The sequence below is a fragment of the Acinetobacter calcoaceticus ANC 3811 genome, from assembly GCF_000399665.1.
Taxonomy (GTDB): domain Bacteria; phylum Pseudomonadota; class Gammaproteobacteria; order Pseudomonadales; family Moraxellaceae; genus Acinetobacter; species Acinetobacter calcoaceticus_B.
Genome location: NZ_KB976986.1, coordinates 1,447,321 through 1,465,034 on the forward strand (window position 1 = coordinate 1,447,321; position 17,714 = coordinate 1,465,034).

Annotated in this window: 21 protein-coding genes; 6 read left to right on the forward strand and 15 right to left on the reverse strand. The window is 41.9% G+C overall.

Annotated elements, in window-relative coordinates:
• Positions 1-29: 29 nt before the first annotated feature.
• From madM to mdcA, 9 genes are read right to left on the reverse strand one after another with little or no spacing between them, the layout of a single operon-like run.
• Positions 30-794 (reverse strand): malonate transporter subunit MadM, encoded by a 765-nt coding sequence (madM, locus tag F935_RS08140; RefSeq protein WP_005132241.1) that lies wholly within the window; start codon positions 792-794, stop codon positions 30-32.
• Complete coding sequence (madL, locus tag F935_RS08145) at positions 787-1,203, reverse strand: malonate transporter subunit MadL (protein WP_016138482.1); 417 nt, start codon at positions 1,201-1,203, stop codon at positions 787-789. The genes madM and madL overlap by 8 nt, the downstream gene beginning before the upstream one ends.
• 48 nt (positions 1,204-1,251) lie before the next feature.
• Positions 1,252-2,190 carry a malonate decarboxylase subunit epsilon gene (mdcH, locus tag F935_RS08150; protein WP_016138483.1) on the reverse strand — a complete coding sequence of 313 codons (939 nt, stop codon included), beginning with the start codon at positions 2,188-2,190 and terminating at the stop codon, positions 1,252-1,254.
• Positions 2,191-2,202: 12 nt separating this feature from the next.
• Positions 2,203-2,808, reverse strand: a complete 606-nt coding sequence (locus F935_RS08155; protein ID WP_080645563.1) for a malonate decarboxylase holo-ACP synthase — start codon at positions 2,806-2,808, stop codon at positions 2,203-2,205.
• Positions 2,799-3,626, reverse strand: coding sequence for a biotin-independent malonate decarboxylase subunit gamma (gene mdcE / locus F935_RS08160; RefSeq protein ID WP_016138485.1), 828 nt, complete (start codon positions 3,624-3,626; stop codon positions 2,799-2,801). The genes F935_RS08155 and mdcE overlap by 10 nt, the downstream gene beginning before the upstream one ends.
• Positions 3,623-4,474 (reverse strand): biotin-independent malonate decarboxylase subunit beta, encoded by an 852-nt coding sequence (locus F935_RS08165; protein ID WP_016138486.1) that lies wholly within the window; start codon positions 4,472-4,474, stop codon positions 3,623-3,625. The genes mdcE and F935_RS08165 overlap by 4 nt, the downstream gene beginning before the upstream one ends.
• The gene (locus F935_RS08170; protein ID WP_016138487.1) at positions 4,467-4,766 is read right to left on the reverse strand and encodes a malonate decarboxylase subunit delta; all 300 of its coding nucleotides are present in this window, start codon (positions 4,764-4,766) and stop codon (positions 4,467-4,469) included. The genes F935_RS08165 and F935_RS08170 overlap by 8 nt, the downstream gene beginning before the upstream one ends.
• Before the next feature lie 2 nt (positions 4,767-4,768).
• Positions 4,769-5,653: a triphosphoribosyl-dephospho-CoA synthase gene (locus F935_RS08175; protein WP_016138488.1), complete on the reverse strand. Its 885-nt coding sequence runs from the start codon at positions 5,651-5,653 to the stop codon at positions 4,769-4,771.
• Positions 5,653-7,332, reverse strand: a complete 1,680-nt coding sequence (gene mdcA / locus F935_RS08180) for a malonate decarboxylase subunit alpha (protein ID WP_016138489.1) — start codon at positions 7,330-7,332, stop codon at positions 5,653-5,655. Before mdcA ends, F935_RS08175 begins: the two co-directional genes overlap by 1 nt.
• A 406-nt stretch (positions 7,333-7,738) precedes the next feature.
• Here mdcA and F935_RS08185 point away from each other — a divergent pair, with 406 nt between their 5' ends.
• Positions 7,739-8,926, forward strand: coding sequence for an MFS transporter (locus F935_RS08185; protein ID WP_016138490.1), 1,188 nt, complete (start codon positions 7,739-7,741; stop codon positions 8,924-8,926).
• 7 nt (positions 8,927-8,933) lie between these two features.
• Here the strand turns inward: F935_RS08185 and F935_RS08190 are convergent, their stop codons facing one another.
• Complete coding sequence (locus F935_RS08190) at positions 8,934-9,527, reverse strand: GNAT family N-acetyltransferase (protein ID WP_016138491.1); 594 nt, start codon at positions 9,525-9,527, stop codon at positions 8,934-8,936.
• Positions 9,528-9,569: 42 nt separating this feature from the next.
• Positions 9,570-10,205, reverse strand: a complete 636-nt coding sequence (locus F935_RS08195) for an FMN-binding negative transcriptional regulator (protein ID WP_016138492.1) — start codon at positions 10,203-10,205, stop codon at positions 9,570-9,572.
• A gap of 115 nt (positions 10,206-10,320) precedes the next feature.
• Between F935_RS08195 and F935_RS08200 the strand changes: the two genes are divergently transcribed.
• Positions 10,321-11,811, forward strand: a complete 1,491-nt coding sequence (locus tag F935_RS08200) for a MocR-like pyridoxine biosynthesis transcription factor PdxR (RefSeq protein WP_016138493.1) — start codon at positions 10,321-10,323, stop codon at positions 11,809-11,811.
• A 7-nt stretch (positions 11,812-11,818) separates the two neighbouring features.
• On the opposite strand, the gene F935_RS08205 is transcribed toward F935_RS08200, so the two are convergent.
• Together F935_RS08205 and F935_RS08210 are read right to left on the reverse strand one after the other, a co-directional pair.
• Positions 11,819-12,508 (reverse strand): LrgB family protein, encoded by a 690-nt coding sequence (locus F935_RS08205; RefSeq protein WP_016138494.1) that lies wholly within the window; start codon positions 12,506-12,508, stop codon positions 11,819-11,821.
• An 11-nt stretch (positions 12,509-12,519) separates the two neighbouring features.
• A complete protein-coding gene (locus tag F935_RS08210; RefSeq protein WP_005304349.1) occupies positions 12,520-12,951 on the reverse strand; it encodes a CidA/LrgA family protein in 432 nt (143 codons plus the stop codon).
• A 110-nt stretch (positions 12,952-13,061) separates the two neighbouring features.
• Here F935_RS08210 and F935_RS08215 point away from each other — a divergent pair, with 110 nt between their 5' ends.
• The 3 genes from F935_RS08215 (at position 13,062) to yghU (ending at position 15,597) form a co-directional block, all read left to right on the forward strand.
• The gene (locus tag F935_RS08215) at positions 13,062-13,967 is read left to right on the forward strand and encodes a LysR family transcriptional regulator (protein WP_016138495.1); all 906 of its coding nucleotides are present in this window, start codon (positions 13,062-13,064) and stop codon (positions 13,965-13,967) included.
• A gap of 120 nt (positions 13,968-14,087) precedes the next feature.
• The gene (gene yfcF / locus F935_RS08220) at positions 14,088-14,714 is read left to right on the forward strand and encodes a glutathione transferase (RefSeq protein ID WP_016138496.1); all 627 of its coding nucleotides are present in this window, start codon (positions 14,088-14,090) and stop codon (positions 14,712-14,714) included.
• A gap of 34 nt (positions 14,715-14,748) precedes the next feature.
• On the forward strand, positions 14,749-15,597 hold the full coding sequence (gene yghU / locus F935_RS08225; RefSeq protein WP_016138497.1) for a glutathione-dependent disulfide-bond oxidoreductase: 849 nt from the start codon (positions 14,749-14,751) through the stop codon (positions 15,595-15,597).
• Between the two features lie 68 nt (positions 15,598-15,665).
• Here the strand turns inward: yghU and F935_RS08230 are convergent, their stop codons facing one another.
• Positions 15,666-16,073 carry a DUF2000 domain-containing protein gene (locus tag F935_RS08230; protein ID WP_004793001.1) on the reverse strand — a complete coding sequence of 136 codons (408 nt, stop codon included), beginning with the start codon at positions 16,071-16,073 and terminating at the stop codon, positions 15,666-15,668.
• A gap of 155 nt (positions 16,074-16,228) precedes the next feature.
• Between F935_RS08230 and F935_RS08235 the strand changes: the two genes are divergently transcribed.
• Positions 16,229-16,831 carry a LysE family translocator gene (locus tag F935_RS08235; protein ID WP_016138498.1) on the forward strand — a complete coding sequence of 201 codons (603 nt, stop codon included), beginning with the start codon at positions 16,229-16,231 and terminating at the stop codon, positions 16,829-16,831.
• Positions 16,832-16,880: 49 nt separating this feature from the next.
• Here F935_RS08235 and F935_RS08240 read toward each other — a convergent pair whose 3' ends face one another.
• Complete coding sequence (locus F935_RS08240) at positions 16,881-17,699, reverse strand: AraC family transcriptional regulator (RefSeq protein ID WP_016138499.1); 819 nt, start codon at positions 17,697-17,699, stop codon at positions 16,881-16,883.
• Between the last annotated feature and the right edge of the window lie 15 nt (positions 17,700-17,714).

Below are 17,714 nucleotides of genomic sequence, written 5' to 3' on the forward strand. Positions count from 1 at the left end.
GGCCTTTTTGACTGAATATTAAATATTTATTAACCGACTAAAGCTTTAACTGCAAAGAACAAAACAGTCGGCCCCATTAAGCAGCCAAGACCTGTATGGAATGTTGCAGTAAGCGCACCGTAAGGCACTAAACGGCGATCTGTAGCTGCTAAACCAGCTGATACACCGCTTACAGTTCCAGCTAAGCCACCAAAAATCATGGCAGAACGTGGATTATCGAGTCCCATAAATTTTGCGGTCAGCGGTGTTGAAACCATTACACAAATTGCTTTCACCAGCCCCGTTGCAATTGAAAGCGCCATAACCTCAGAACTCGCGCCAATTGCAGCGCCTGTCACTGGCCCCACAATGTAGGTCACTGCACCTGCGCCAATTGTGGTAATACTTACTGCATCACGATAGCCAAAAATCCACGCAAACATACAACCGACAATAAATGGCAAAATGGTTCCGAGAAATAAAGAGAAGGCACCAATAAATCCGGCTTTTTTCGCTTCAGTCGCTTGTACCTCAAATGCAGTTGCAACAATGGTAAAGTCACGAAGCATTGCCCCGCCCATGAGTCCGACACCGGTAAAGAGCGCAAGATCGGTTATGCCTTTTTCGCCGCCTGTCATTTTTCCGCCAAACCATGCCAAGATTAAACCAATCACAATTGCAATGGCTGAAGCATGCACTCGTCCCTTGGTTAAATATTTTGATAGCTTGGTCGACAACCACATAATTAAAGCAATTAAGGCAAAAGCTGTAATTAAACCTAGATGGGTTAAGTCCTTTAATAATAATTCAACCATGAACTTTGCCTCCAATGCTGTTTAATGTGGTGTCTTCTTCCTTAGGTAAAGGGCTTGCTTTGTTATAACGACTTAAACCTGCAATGGTAAATGTACAAACAACAACCGAAACTACCGCCGCAAAGAGTGCCATATGCCCACTAGATAATGCTGTAACCACATTTTGTTGTGCTGCCATAGCAACAACAACAGGAATATACATGGTGCCCCAGAATGAAACGCCTTTTTCGGTTTCAACTGTCATTACGCCACGTTTTTCCATCCATAACCGTATGCAAATGAGTAAAATCATGGCGATACCCACGCCACCAACATTAGACTTTACTCCCAATAAAATACCCAGTAGATCGCCAACAATCACACCCACCAAGGTGCAAAGTGCGAGTAAACCAACTCCATATATAATCATGACAATCCCTCATATCCTTGGATCATTTATACTTTTGTAAAATCAGATTCAAACAGAAAAACAATTGGCCTGTTCTTTTTGCATTGCCATCTGAATGCTGTCTATGCGTGTCCCTTGAAGTGACAACACGGTTCCTTCCTTAAATGTTCGACGTGCAAGTGTAGTGAGTACCGTTCCTGGCAAAGCCTCAACCTGTAACCTGACACCTCGCTCCCATGCAGCTTGGATGGTACTTTCCCAATCTACAGTTCGACTCATATTAAAAGCCAAGTCATCACCAATTTGCTCTGCCTTGCCTAAAGTGCGTGCCGTTGTACCACTTAAATAACGAATTTTAGGCTGCTTTAAAGTAAGTCCCTCCATAGACGCTGCAAGTTGCGTTGCTTGCTGACTTAATAATTCACAGTGCGATGGCACCGATACATCTAATTTCTTTGCCACCACGCCTTGTTGCCTTGCCAAAACAGCAACTTGGTTCATGGCTTCAAAGCTTCCTGAAATAACGATCTGGTTATGTGCATTAATATTTGCGACAAACACCTCGGGTGCTATTTCATAAATCTGTTTGACCCATGCTTCTACGGCTGTACGGTCTGTACCAATCAGGGCAGTCATGCCATATCCAGTTGGATATGCTTTTTGCATGAGTTCACCTCGATAGGCAACTAAACGAACGGCGTCCTCAAAGGCTAAAACTCCCGCTACAACCGCAGCCGACCATGCACCAATCGATAAGCCCGCAACATAATCTGGTGTTAAGTTTTCAGCAGTTAATAGTGCTGAACTCACCACACCTGAAATAAGTAAACAAAGCTGTACTGAACGTGTCGATTGCAATGCAGCCGGACTATCCAACATCAAGACATCTTCTTTGAGTACATTCGATGCAAGCTCAAGGTATTCTTTAACCAGAGCGGTTTGAGGTAAGTCGTGCAACATATTGCTTCGTTGCACACCTTGTCCCGGATATACCCAAATCGAAGTCATGATATCTATTCCCTAATTCCATGGGTTTTCTACTAAAACAGCACCATCAGGACGTTTTAATAGAACTTTTCCACTGTTCCTAGCCCATTCTTTTAACGCCAAACCACCTTGTGGAAGTTGTAGCTGTATATCTACATTCAGTCCTGCTTGCTGAAAAGTTTCGAGTAGCTTAATCGCCTGTTTTTTGGCAAAAGGTTGTTCAGCTCGAATCAACAAATCTATGTCACTTTGCTGGGTTACTGTTTCAATTCCCGTTGCCAGCTCAAATCCGAAACTTCCTGTATATCCCCAACATCCTGAAAAGTTTTTCATAATGCTAGAAATGCTCTGTAAACGTTCTGCCAAGTGCTCAAACTGTTGCGTATCTACGCGAGTCAGTGCTTCTGGCTTAAGCTGTTTGTTAATTGCTGATCGTGGCATTTGAGCTGCATATCGTTGATGACGAAATTGTCCTCTTACACCCACAGCCACTTGATCTACAGGAGTAATTGCCCGTCGAACCACAACAGGATCGCCTCGTAGTACCACCTCTCTCACCCAAGGTGGAGCATCATCGGCTAAATCGACCGTCATGCCCCACAGTAAATCATGGGCTTCAAGCTCAAGTTTCATGACCATTGCTCACGCAATAATTCACGGACCTTTTTAGACATTTGACGGTTTTGGCCGTGAAGTCTCTGTTCCAATCCCCTAGATTGATCAGCATTAATTTCTTTAAATGCTTGAGCAATCACCTGTTTCGCTAACAACAGATCATCGTTTGTCGGTTGTTCAGGGTTTTCAACAGATAGAAGTTCAGACAGCAATCCAAGCGTTGCATAACTCTCAATGTCATAAGCCATTGGCGGAATGCTGGAAGCCAATTGCTCTAACTCATCAACCGACCGTTGGGTTACACGTGCAGCAGATTCCTTACCCATCGCATGCACCATAACACCTGAATCTTTTAAGGCAATAATACGATTGGCTTGGTATCCATGCGCCAAGAAAGCACCCGACATCGACTTACCTACCAATAAACTCACAACGGGATGGCCTGCCAATCTGGCTCTGGCATAACTATCTACTGCACCCGCTAAAGCTTGATGAATACCTAATAATTCTTCGCGGCGCCCATAGGCCTGACTTGGGACATCAACCAAACATAAAATGCCGCGTTTAGTTTCTGAATGAACATCGGCTTGAATCACGTCATCAACCGCTTTTGCCAAGCTCCAGCCTTCTAAGAGTCCAACTTCACCTTGTTTTGCCCGTGGGAACAGACTATTACTGTCTTGGACAACTGCAATGATCCGTACCGCTTGCTGATCAATTTGACCATCGGCCACCCAAACTGAAGCTGGAAAGCCTTCAGCTGTCTTAAAGTCCTGTGTAAATGCTTTAAACCAATGTGCACCACGAGTAGATGCTTTTAATGTATCAACGGCGATATTCATGCTTGCTCTCCTTGATACAAAGCTTGAACCTGTGCTGGGGTAATCTGCTCAGCAGTATCGACTTGTTGTAGCTTCGCTAAATAGAATGAGTAATTTGAACTACGATGCTGATGAGGTACGCCTTGGACTAAATAATCTATAACTTGCTGACGAATTTTCTGACGATCATCGTCAACATAGGCATCTGCCAAACCACTAGCAAACCGTTGGTTCCCGCCTGTAATACTCCATATAAATGGACGATCTTTGGCGTTATATTCTTGAACACCAGCTTCTTGTTCAATCACTTGTGGGCCATTTAGACCTAAACGTCCTTCTTGTGTCATTACAATATAGCTACATAGACCAGCTGCAATCGACATCCCGCCAAAGCACCCTACACTGCCTGCAACCACTGCAATCACGGGTTGATACTGACGCAAGTTCACAATTGCAGCCTGAATTTCAGCAATTGCAGCCAAACCCAGATTTGCTTCCTGTAAGCGAACGCCTCCTGTCTCTAACAGTAAAATTGCCGCTGTTGGAATACCTTTCAGATTGTCTTCAACTGCAAGTTCTAAGGCACCTGCAATTTTGGCACCACCTACCTCACCTAAACTTCCGCCTTGAAATAAACCTTCAATTGAAATTAAGACCACTGGGCGTTCTTGAATAGATCCTTTTGCAATCACCACACCATCATCGGCTTGCGGGACAATATTTTGCTTAACGAGCCAAGGCGACATAACACGTGCAAATGGGTCAAGTAGCTCGCGGAAAGTCCCTTTATCTAATAATACTTTGGCACGTTCTCTGGCGCTGAGTTCAATAAAATCTTGTTTATTTAACAAGCTCTGAATATCAGTCATGAGCAATCTCCTCCAATGCTTGTTCAAGACGTAAGCGAACGACACCGGGAGTTGCACCAAAGTCATGAATATCAATATTGACCGCTGGCGGTATTTGCACAGTAAAAATTCGTTCAAAAAGATTGTGCCAACGTGCTGCACTGCCATCTACCGAAGTCACTACGTGAATTGAAGCTTTTCCAGTTTCGCCGGGTTCCATCAAAATTTCTAAATCACCCGAGCCAACACACCCTACCAGTGTTTTTTTTACAGGTGGCTCTGTGGCCACAAATTCAAAATGAAGTGTTTCCATAATCAAAATCCCTTTTTATTTTTCACAGATGACTGCTCAACACGATCTATAAATAGTGTTGCTGCCAACAAATCTGCGGCACCACCTGCGGAAGCTTTCATTCGAAGCAGGTCAATCTCTAAAAGATGCAAAGCACGTCGACCTTCCAAGCTTGAGCTACCACCCAAATCGAGTACTTGCTGAGCACCTTGTTGCATACGCTTTAAGCCATTTGTTCCAGATCGATAAAGAACACAGGTATCGGTCAAGTCAGTCATCATGGCAAGTAAGGCATCTAAGCGAGCGAACTCTTCTTTCATAGGTTTACTACGACTTTGGTAAAGCTGCTTTAAGCCAAAATTTACGATGGTTGGAAAACCTTGTTGAGCCTGTTCTTTGGCACCTAAGATGCCTAATTTCTTTTGTACTTGCTGACCATGACTCAAGGCCTGCTCTGGAATAAAACGATCTTCAAGCTGAGCAATCTGGCCTGCTAACTGGCATAGTTCAACAGCCGATAAATATTGTTGATTGGTGCGCCCCAATGCTGCTGCCGTAACCATTAAACCCAAGGCCCAAATTGCACCGCGGTGTGTGTTAACACCATCTGTTGCCAACATCATGGTGTTTTCACCTTGGCGACCAATTTCGCCAATGTCTTCACGTAAAGCTAAACAGACTTTTCCGTGATGCTTTGCAGCTTGAACCATCTCTTCAAACATGGGTCCTAAACTTTTTGCAGAGCGCTCCATTAAGTCCAAAGTCAGGTCATCATGTGCACCACTGCCACGGCGATCGACCAAAGCTGGTTTAGGGGTCAGATTAACTTCATCAATTAAAGCCTCGACCGCCATATCTGCCAAAAGCTGACTATCGTTAAATGTTTGATATTGAACTTGTGCCATCATTACCAACTCCTGAATTTTGCAGGTGGTTGATATAAACCATCTGACCAAGTTACTAAGTCGGCAATATTTTTCGCAGCTAAAAGCTCACGTGTTGCATCGGTGCGGCGGATGCCTAAATCTTCAGGGAATACCACCAAGCCTTCGCTTCTTAAGCGTGCTGTTGTTTTAGGGTCTTGAGTTAAACCAATACTGGTCACGCCTGCTACCGCAGCAATCATGGCTTGACGTTCTTCTTGACTGCTTGCTTTATATAGATAAGCAATGCCTTCTTCGGTCAGTAGATGAGTGACGTCATCGCCATAAATCATGATCGGTGCTAAAGGTAAACCAGCCGTTTTAGCAACATCAATCGCATCAAGACGCTCTACAAAAGTCGGCTTACCGCCCTCTTGGAAGGTTTCCACCATTTGCACCACCAGTTTTTTACCACGTGCCAAATAGGTTTCTGTTTCATTGGCGCCTTGCAAACGCATATCTAACCATGCTGGCGTATCGTGACGACGTCCGCGTGGATCATGCCCCATGTTTGGTGCACCACCAAAACCAGCTAAACGGCCTTTGGTAACAGTTGAAGAATGGCCCATGCCATCAACTTGCAATGTTGCACCAATAAACAAATCAACGGCATATTGACCTGCAAGCTGACACATCATGCGGTTAGAACGTAAAGCACCATCACGACCTGTAAAGAAAACGTCAGGACGAGCTGCAACATATTTTTCCATACCGAGTTCGGTACCAAAACAATGCACGCTTTCAACCCAACCTGTTTCAATCGCTGGAATTAAGGTTGGATGCGGATTCAGTGTCCAGTTTCGGCAAATTTTTCCTTTTAAACCTAAAGACTCACCATAAGTCGGTAAAATCAGTTCAATTGCTGCGGTGTTAAAACCAATTCCATGGTTTAACGATTGCACATTATGCTTTTCATAAATTCCGCGAATTGCCATCATCGCCATGAGTATATGCACAGGCTTAATGTGTTTCGGGTCACGGGTAAATAACGGTTCGATATAAAATGGCTGATCTGCGACCACCACATAATCCACCCAAGAAGCAGGAATATCGACACGGGGTAAATCGCTTACGTCATCAACTAGTTCATTGACCTGAACAATCACGATACCGTCACTAAAAGCCGCAGGTTCAATCAGTGCTGGAGAATCTTCGGTACTTGGCCCTGTATAAATATTGCCTTGACGGTCGGCCATAAAACCAGCTGAGAGCACCACATTGGGAATGAGGTCGACCACCAATCGTGAATATAATTCGATATAGGTATGAATGGCGCCAATCTCTAGCAGCCCATCTTCAATTAACTGACTAATACGTAAACTTTGTGGGCCAGCAAAAGAAAAATCGAGCTTGCGTGCAATGCCTTTTTCAAATAGATCAAGATGTTCCGAGCGCCCAACGCTTGGCATGATCATATGTAAATCGTGCAAAACATCTGGATTGGTTTGTGCCAAAGAGCGCGATAAGAAATCTGCCTGCTTTTGGTTATTTCCTTCGAGTACAACCCTGTCACCCGGCGTAATCAATGTTTCTAAGACTTTAATAATGTCTTGGGTGGGAATTACCACTCCATCGGTATATTGGCTTGCCATCTCCAATTTTAGCTGTTTAGCATGACGCCGCTTTGTCCATAACCGTTCTTTATTCTGAACTGATCCTTCCATGTGCTTACCTATAGATCCCAGTTTTGTTCTGTATCTATAAAAACGCTTTATGGAATTTTGATCAATCAACCTACATCAGCGGTCGTTAACCTCAGGTTAATGATTTATTTTAAGGTGGCTAAAAATGAACCTAAGAGAATAATCTTACCAAACACCCTTTATGAACGGTCTTATTTAAAAAAACTGGAGCTCCAACTGTTCTGTATCAAACTATCAGATGATAGAATATTAAGTCTGATTATTCAGTTGCAATTACTTGATAAAAAATAGTTTATGACAAAACAATATAGATATCCCTGCCGCCAAAAATATATATACATTTTCAAGTTTGGGTGTTGATACTTCGCTCTATATATAAACAGAACATTCACACTCATTAATGACCAAATATAATGAAAGGCCCTTTATGCTTCACAACACCATGCACCGCCAAGTATTAATTTTGGCGAGCTCCCAGTCACTTTTCCAAACCATATCAGTCATGGTTATGACCATTGGCGGTTTGGCTGGAGCGAATATTGCAAATACGCCAACACTTGCAACCTTACCAATCGCATCTATGTTTTTGGGCACAGCTTTAATGATGTTCCCTGCATCAATGCTCATGGCACGTGTAGGGCGACGTAACGGTTTTCTATTTGGTGCTTTTTTGGGTGTACTTGGTGGAATTATTGCCTCTATAGGTATCTTTTATAGTTCACTTATTCTCTTAGCATTCGGCACATTATGTGTCGGAGCCTACCAATCCTTTGCCCAATTTTATCGTTTTGCTGCCAGTGAAATAGCAGATGATGCATTCCGTTCACGTGCCATTTCTTGGGTTATGGCAGGTGGAATTGTTGCCGCACTGATCGGTCCGACGTTAGCCCGTTTTGGTGGCCCATTATTTCAACATTTAGAATATATCGGTTCATTTTTAATTATTAGCATCATCTCACTTGTGGCAATGGGCATTTTATCTAGCCTACATATTGCCGATACAGTTGAGCAAAAGTCTGACTTTAGTGCGGGTCGCCCATGGCAACAGATTGTCTTTCAGCCTACCTATTTAGTTGCTCTGTTTGGTGCAGTAACTGGTTATGGCATTATGATTTTGGGTATGACAGCAACACCGATTGCCATGCGACATTCACACCATGAACTCGGAACGATTACAACCGTCATTCAACTTCATGTGCTTGGTATGTTCCTACCTTCATTCTTTACTGGACACTTAATCGCTCGATTCGGCGTGCTTAAAATCATGTTTACCGGTCTTTTATTATTTGCTTGCTATATTGGTTTTTCCCTCTCGGGTATCCAGTTTGCATCGTTTGCAATCTCACTCATTTTATTAGGTGTGGGATGGAACTTTTTATTTATTGGCAGCACTTCTTTACTTACAGGTACCTATACAGCGGCTGAAAAAGCCAAGGCTCAAGCCATTAACGACATGACTGTTTTTATTGTCGGCTTGATCTGTTCTTTCAGTGCAGGTGCTTTACTCGACTTATTTAGCTGGGAAACAATGAATATGGCTTTAATACCGTGGCTGGTAATTGCAGGGGGTTCTCTTTTCTGGTTAAGCCAAAAAAGAGAAAAGCAGCTTGTTTAAATCATTCCTAACGCGGTTTGTTCAACATCCATTCCAGATTTTGGCGAACCGCAGGCCACTCATGTTTTAAAATGCTGTAAACGTGAGTGTCCCGTAAAATATCATCTTTCACAATTTGATGGCTTCTGAGTACACCGTCTAACTTTGCACCCAAACGCAGAATTGCAGTTTGGCTTTGAACATTCAAAGAAGATGTACGCAACTCAACCGCAATACAATTTAAAGTCTCAAATGCATGAGCCAACAGTAGCTTTTTACACTCAGTATTTACAGGCGAACGTTGTGCAGACTTTCGGTACCACGTCGAACCAATTTCTACACGGCGATGTGCTTCTTCAATATGCATTAAAGTTGTCATACCCAACGCTTGCCCTGTTTTTCGGTCTTCAATATAGAATGGCAACATAGAACCAGAACTTTGCAAACCAAGACGTCTTTCAATTTCAGCAGCCATTTGTTCAGGTCTTGGCACACGGGTATACCAAAGATTATAGAGTTCCCCATCACAAACTGCTTCTGCGAGTGATTCAGCTTGAGTTAAATCTAGCGGCTTTAAAATAACGTGTTCGCCAACCAGCTCAACAGGTGTAGTAAAAGACATCTTTGTCTCCTCAATTGATATTAAAGTTGTATGTTTTCGAAATTATTTATTTAACTCAGCCACACTGTACATGGCATCGGCTATGGTTTGATGACCAGCTTTCGATAGGCCATCTGCCGCGCCCAAAATGTCTCGACGTTCTTTGTTTTGCCCAAGTTTTGATTTGCCTCGTAGCTTGGTAATTTCAATCTCAATACCTACAATGGCTTTTAACATCGGTTCAAGATAATCCTTTGGCGCATCGGACATTTTCCATGGTTCAGGTTGAGATGCTTCGTGGGTACGGGTTAAACGAGCCACAACACCACGGACGTAACGTTCATCATCTCGAATCGTCACTTTGCCATAAGCATGCACAACCCTATAGTTCCACGTTGGCACTTGTCTGTGCTGTTCATGTTTGGATGGGTACCAGTTTGGTGAAATATAAGCATCGCCCGCTTGAAACACGACCAACACCTCATCTCCATTTTTAATGTCCTGCCAGACAGGATTAACTCTAGACACATGCGCACGTAGTACACCCAATTCCCCTTCGCTTGCCTGTAATTCGAATGGAAGATGATTTGCATCTAAGCCATTACTTCCATGCGTAAAAAGCACACCAAACGGATATTCGGTAATAAGAGAATGCAATACATCCAAACGGTTTTCTGCATAATCATCGGGGATATACATGGCTAGAAACCTCACTGTAAATATCAGGGTTATTTATATTTTGTGTTGTCAATTTTCTGGTTTCTGTGGTTTATTAAAAAGAACCACTTTGTGTTTTTTTAAGTAGACCAGAATTATGGCAAGAATGGCAAAAGTTGTTGAACTTCCTTCTATTGCAAAGATTGATAAAAGCCAAGGAAAGATTAGTGCTCAATTGACCCAAGCTTTGCGTGAAGCTGTACAAAGTGGTGATTTACAGCCTGGCGATCCGTTGCCTTCTTCACGTGAACTGGCTCAAACACTTGGGGTCGCTCGCGGAACCATTATTGAAGCTTATGATCAGCTTTTAGCTGAAGGTGTTTTTGATTCTCAAGCACGAACTGGCACCTATGTGTCTCATGCTTTAACTAAAAAAATTACGCCGCAACATTCTCAAAAAGAAACCATACCTAGCTCAATACCTTTGACCAAATCAGCACTTTCTTATGCTGAGGTACTCAAAGAATTTAAACCACTCCCGCATGTTCCATTTGCTGTATCTGTCCCCGTTGGACGTACCCAACCGAGCGATATTTGGCGCAAGTTCGGCAATAAATTTAGATCACGAGGTGCAGGTGCCCCTTCTGGATATGGCGAACCTCAAGGTGTGTTATCACTAAGAATTGCTATAGCCGACTACGTACGCCGATCACGTTCTGTCCACTGCGAACCTGAACAAATCGTGATTACTCCCGGCATTCAACAAGCGCTCTATATATGTAGTCAGATTTTATTTGAATCGAAAGATGAGGTCTGGATTGAAGATCCGGCTTATCGTGGGACCACAGCCATTTTTGAGCATTCTGTACAAAACATCGGTATGGTACGAGTTCCTGTCGATGAAGAAGGTATTGATGTTGAAACTGGAATTAAGCTTTCTAAACATGCACGTGCAGCGTTTGTCACACCTTCTCATCAATATCCGCTTGGGATGCCAATGAGCCTAGCAAGACGTACGGCTTTATTGGCTTGGGCAAAACAGGAAAATGCATGGATTATTGAAGATGACTATGACAGTGAACTTCGTTATAACGGTCAACCCTTTCCATCTTTACAAGGTATGGCACCCGATCAGGTGATTTATCTTGGTACTTTCAGTAAAGTCCTATTTCCATCACTCAGACTTGGTTATGCAGTGTTACCTAAGGAACTGGTAGCACCGTTTTGTGGACTCAGAGTGTTAATTGATAGACACCCACCTGCTGCTGACCAACACGTTTTAGCAGCTTTTATTCAAGAAGGTTATTTAGAGCGACATATTCGACGCATCCGCAATGTTTATGCAGAAGTACGAGAACACATTATTGGCATGATTGAAAAACACATCCCTCAGGAACTTGCTTGGTTACAGCCTGGTGATCAAGGCATGCACATGGTGTTATGGCTTGCCCCTCATATTAATGACATTGAAGTTGCAAGTTCGGCAATTAATGCAGGCATTGCGATTAAAGCCATTTCACCGACATTTTCAAAGGAACAGCAACGTTCGGGGTTAATTATTGGGTTAAGCGACTTTGAACCAGAGCTTCTGCAACAAGCCATAAAAAAGCTATCAGAAATTATTCAGCAACATGACAAGCCAACTTAGATAAAACCTACAACAGCAACCATAGATGAATGGCAAATGGCCCAATCAATACCATTAAAATACCTGCAATAACCATGGTTAAACTGGCAATCACACCTTCTTCACTATTACGCTGCTGTGCTCTAACTGTACCAAAACCGTGTGCTGCATTGCCGAAGGCTGCCCCATTTGCCACATTAGAACGGATTTTAGTCATCGCTAAAATTGCATCGCCGCAAATCATACCGACTAAACCAGTAATAACTGTAAATAATGAAACCAACGCTGCCGATCCATGAATATCTTCCGCTAAAATCATAGCAAATGGTGTCGAAATAGAACGTGCCATCAAACTATTGGTGACTTCAGGACTAAAATGGAACCACTGCGCCATTTCATAGGCAGACATTACGCCCACACTCATCCCCACAATAATTGCAATCGATAGTACCCCAAGGTTTTTACGAATCGTTTCCCGATAACGATAAATCGGTACAGCGAAAGCAACCGTTGCAGGCCCTAATAAATTAACAATCCACTGCGTATCTTCTGCATAAGTTTGATATGAAATTCCAAAAATCGTCATCAAAATAATGGTGAGTACAGGCACACTAATCGCAGGCGATAACCAAAGTTTTGGATTTTTCTGATAGATTCGTTTTGCTACAACATAGGCGACCAAAGTCCAAATCAGGCAAAGAATTGACCAAATATTCATGTCATTTTCTCTTAGATGTGCTTATGTTGCAGACGTTTTCGAGCGTGTAAATAAGCTTTCAAACGATTGTAATAGTGAATCGTCAGGCACGTACTGAGCATGACCGAAATAGTCCCGACCGCAATGCTCAAGACAATTTGCCATCCTTCAGTCATAAACAAAGTTTTATATTGAACTACAGCAACTACAACTGGCACAAAAAACAGTAATAGCTCACCTAAAACAACGGTTGCCCCCATTGCCACCTGATCCATTTTGATAATTTTAAAGAACAGGCATAAAAGCAATAAAAACATACCTAAAATTCCTGCCGAGACAGGTACACCAAGCTTTTGATGTAAGAGATATCCGACCCACCAAAATCCAGCCAGAATCAAAATTTGTTTAACTAACACGAATAGTGAAGGTTGTGTGGGTGTTCCAGAAGCAGATTCAGTGCTCATTTTGCGAAATTAAATGGTTAATTACACCATTATGCTATCTTGGTTAAAGCTGCTAAATATAAATTATTCATGTTAATATTATTCCAAAATGGAATAATCTATTCTTTATTATGCTTTCACTAAAATCATTACAGTGTTTCGTTACATTGGTAAAAACTAAAAGTTTTACCCGTACTGCTGAAGAGTTGTATCTGACTCAACCCACTATTAGTAAAATATTACAGCAGCTTGAAGAGCAACTTCAGGTACAGCTTTTGGTTAAACCTGATCACGGCCGTAAAAGACAAATTGAACTGACTGAAATTGGAGAGCGCATTTATCAACATGCGATTGAGCTTCTTCAGGCAGAACAGAACATCTTTCTTGAAATTGAAAACTATCAACAATTAAAAACAGGGACTTTAAAACTTGGCGTTCCACCTTTAGGTTCGCAGCTCTTAACAACTGCCCTGTTTGATTATCATCAGCAATTGCCAGATATTGAATTGGCTTTTATGGAAGTTGGTTCACGCGGTATTGAGCAAGCTTTGCTTAACAATGAACTAGACGTTGGCGTTTTATTGCAGCCTTTTGATACGCAAATTTTCAATAGCATTGAGCTATGTAACTACCCTTTAATGGTACTTTTACGTCGTGATGCCACTTGGGCAACCCGCAAAAAAATAAATCTAGAAGAGCTACAACACCAATCATTTTTAATGTTTCCTGAAAATTTCTCTTTAAACAGTATTATTCTCGATGCCTGTAAGCAGCGTGGTTTCTACCCGACCATTGCTTGCCGTACCAGCCAATGGCACCTCTTGGCAGATATGGTGCTACAACGTATGGGAATTGCTCTATTGCCACAATATTATACCGACATGCTTGACCCTACTTTATTTGCAGCAGTGCCACTCGAAAAACCAAATATTCAGTGGCACTTAGTGATGGCTTGGAAAAAGAATCTTCCTGTCTCACCAGCGGTACAGGCATGGCTTAGTATTGTTCGTCAGCATTTTCAGCACATTAAGCCCTAACGTTAAGCACTGAAGTCGCTTAATTCAAAAACCGATAAAGCTTTTCCACAAAAAAGCTACCCAATCTTGGATCAGCTCACTTAGACTAGTTCACTCTGTTTTATGACATGGACAATAACAATGAATAATGAACATTTTAAGCTATACACAGATTCACAATTTCTAAGCCCCTACGCGTTTACAGTTTTTGTAGGGCTACACGAAAAACAAATTCCATTTGAAATAGCAACCATCGACTTAGGCCAGCATGGCCAATTTGAAAAATCGTACGTAGAAAAGTCATTAACAGCCAAAGTGCCTGTACTTGAGCATGATGATTTTGCCTTATCAGAATCTTCTGCGATTTTGGAATATCTTGAAGAGCTTTATCCAAACACATCTATTTATCCAAAAGATATTCAAGCACGCGCAAGAGCAAGACAAATTCAGGCATGGCTCCGATCAGACTTAGTTGCCATAAGATCTGAACGACCAACCGATGTCATTTTTATTCAGCCCAAATCCACGCCACTTTCAGAAGAAGGCAAAAAAGCAGCAGAGAAACTTTTCTTTGTTGCAGAAAAACTTCTAGCGTCTGATGCCGAATATCTTTTTGGTTCATGGAGCATTGTGGATGCTGAACTTGCCCTAATGTTGCAACGTCTTATTCAAAATGGTGATGCTGTACCAGAACGCTTAAAGAACTATGCATTACAGCAATGGCAAAGACCGACCGTACAAAAATGGCTTGCCTTGCGACATAACTAAACCCTTATATTTACACCAAATACGAGATAAAAAAATGAGTGATTCAAACTATATTCCTCCACAAGTTTGGCAATGGACTGGAGAGAAAACCGATTTAAACCAACCTACCTCAGGTGCACGTTACGAGCATACACTTCCAGTAGGGAAACATCCGCTTCAGCTCTATTCTTTAGCAACACCTAATGGTCAAAAAGTCACTATTTTGCTAGAAGAGCTTTTAGCGTTAGGACATCAAGATGCTGAATATGATGCTTGGCTGATTAAAATCGGAGAAGGACAGCAATTTGGCAGTGGCTTTGTCGAAATTAATCCCAACTCTAAAATTCCAGCATTGGTTGACCATAGCCAAAACCCGCCATTAAGAGTGTTTGAATCTGGCTCAATTTTGCTTTACTTGGCTGAAAAGTTTAAAGCTTTCATTCCGACCGATATTGCTGCACGTACTGAATGTCTCAATTGGTTATTCTGGCAAATGGGCAGTGCGCCTTACCTAGGTGGTGGTTTTGGGCATTTTTATGCCTATGCACCCGTTAAAGTTGAATATGCGGTTAACCGCTTTGCCTTGGAAACAAAACGATTGCTTGATGTGTTAGATCAACATCTAGCAAAAAACGAATATTTGGCTGGTTCTGAATATAGCATCGCTGATATTGCAGCATTCCCTTGGTATGGTGGTCTTGTTAAAAACTGGGTCTATAACGGCGCAGAGTTTTTAGGTGTCGATCAATATAAAAATGTTCAACGTTGGGCAGATGCAATTTTAGCGCGTCCTGCGGTACAACGTGGTCGTATGGTCAATCGTACCTTTGGCGATTTAGAAACACAGTTACATGAACGCCATGATGCCAGCGACTTTGAGACTAAGACTCAAGATAAAGTTTAATCATCATTTTTTAAATAAAACCCACTTTTGCTCAAAAAGTGGGTTTTATGATTCTTCCAATAAAAATCTTATTGATGCAAAGAGAGTCCTTTAATTGCCTTATCAACTGCCTTTTTAGGTCCTCTTAACGCCACTCCGACCAAATTTAATTGATTCGCATCGTCAGCTAAAAAAACCGCCCGGTTATCCTCATCATTTCCTGTAGAAAACATGGCGTGTACATAGGGAATAATCGTTAAATCTTGTTCAATTGCTTTACGATGCGCTTTTTGTAGCCCTGATAAATCCCCTTCAAATACCAACATTGGCTGCCCGAGCATGTTGCCATATTCATAACCATTTGCATCGATATAAGGTTTACCCAACATTTCAGGTACAGCCGAGGCAATTCCCGTTGCCAAAAATGCAACCACATTTAGCCTTTGCCAAGTCGCAAGATCGTTACGGACAATCAACGCAATTTTTGTGTCAAACATAAACCTCTTTCCCGAATCATTTATCTCAAGTCAGTCATCATGCCTAATCTTGTTTTTTCTCGTCTTGTACGTTTGTGCAAGCGTCATCACAAACGTACAAGACCCTAAATTTACGAGTCAGTATGCTGGGTTGTTTTTGATTCAGTAGATGCGTTATGGAAATCTTTCTTTATACCTTAAGTGTGATGTATAGCCCCGGCCCAGTAAATTTCATGGGTTTAAATTCGGGCCTTACAGGACAGTTTAAAAAAACGATTTATTTTTTTATAGGTGTCGGCTGTGCCATGTTGATGCTATTCATGATTTTTGGATATGCAGGTGCGGCGATTATTCCCCAAAAAGCCTTGCATTATATTGCTTTGCTTGGCGCGTGTTATACGTTTTATCTTGCATTTCAGATGTTAAAGGCAGATATCGAAATCAGCTATGAGACAGCTGAAGTTCAAGCACTGTCGTTCTGGAATGGTTTTTGGATACAGGCTTTAAATCCAAAAGGGATTTTAGTCATTTTGCCTGTTACAACAATTATGTACCCAACAGCGCACATTACTGGCATTCACATATTTTTGGTTTCTTTGCTCATTTCAATTGGTGCAGCTGGCGCACCCTTCCTATACTCATGGGCTGGTGCAATATTAGGCAAAAAAATTAAAAATAAAATTTGGTTTAATCGCCTGAATAAAGCCATGGCAATGATGCTAATCATTTCTGGCATATTTATGCTTTATGATTTTTTGAAAGGCATGAATCTAGTTTAAGATGCAAACTATGTCAGTCTAAAATAGACTGACTTTTGAATCATTTGGTTTAGCAAGCTAATTTATTAATCATCCGCCATCTGGCTGGGGTTAAACCAAAAGCTTTTAGAAAATGGCGTGTCATGTGGCTTTGATCAAAAAATCCTGCAATCAATGAAGCTTGAGTTAAGGACTCTCCATACATCAAACAGGACTTCACAACTTCCAGCCTACGCATAGTCATATATCGATGTGGACTTGTACCAAATAGCAATCGAAAATCACGTGAAAGACTCCAGCGGTCTCGTCCCACATTTTTTTCAATATCATCTAAAGAGATATTTTCATATAAAGAGGCATGTATAAATTCTCTTGCACGCTCGGCGGCAACATAGTCATAACTATGAGAAGTTCGTGGATGGTCACCAGAAATTTCGTAAAGTGCATTGGCCAAATCATATAAAGCATCTTGGTTTTCTAAAGAGTCGATATGTTGATCTACTCCTTGCAATAACACATCGGTTGCCTTAAATAAGCGAGGGTCCTGACTCAAGCCATTTTCAAAAAATGGTAAAGGTTTGCCCTTCATAATTTCCTGTAGGGTTGCAGGTTCTACGTACACCATCCGATATCTAAAACCGTCTCGCGTACCTGATTCTCCATCATGTTTTTCATCAGGATGTAAAACCATCGTCATTCCCGGCTGGCTATGTTTCATCTCTCCCCGATAATGAAAACTTTGAACACCAGTTAAAGTCCGCCCAATTGCAAAAGTATCATGGCGATGTGACTCGTAAGCATGATCGGTAAAAAATGCTTCAATTCGCTCTAGACTATTAGGGTCAGAATTTCTGACAATCCAATCATTTGCATTGGGTAGTTCAATCACATATTCACCAAAATT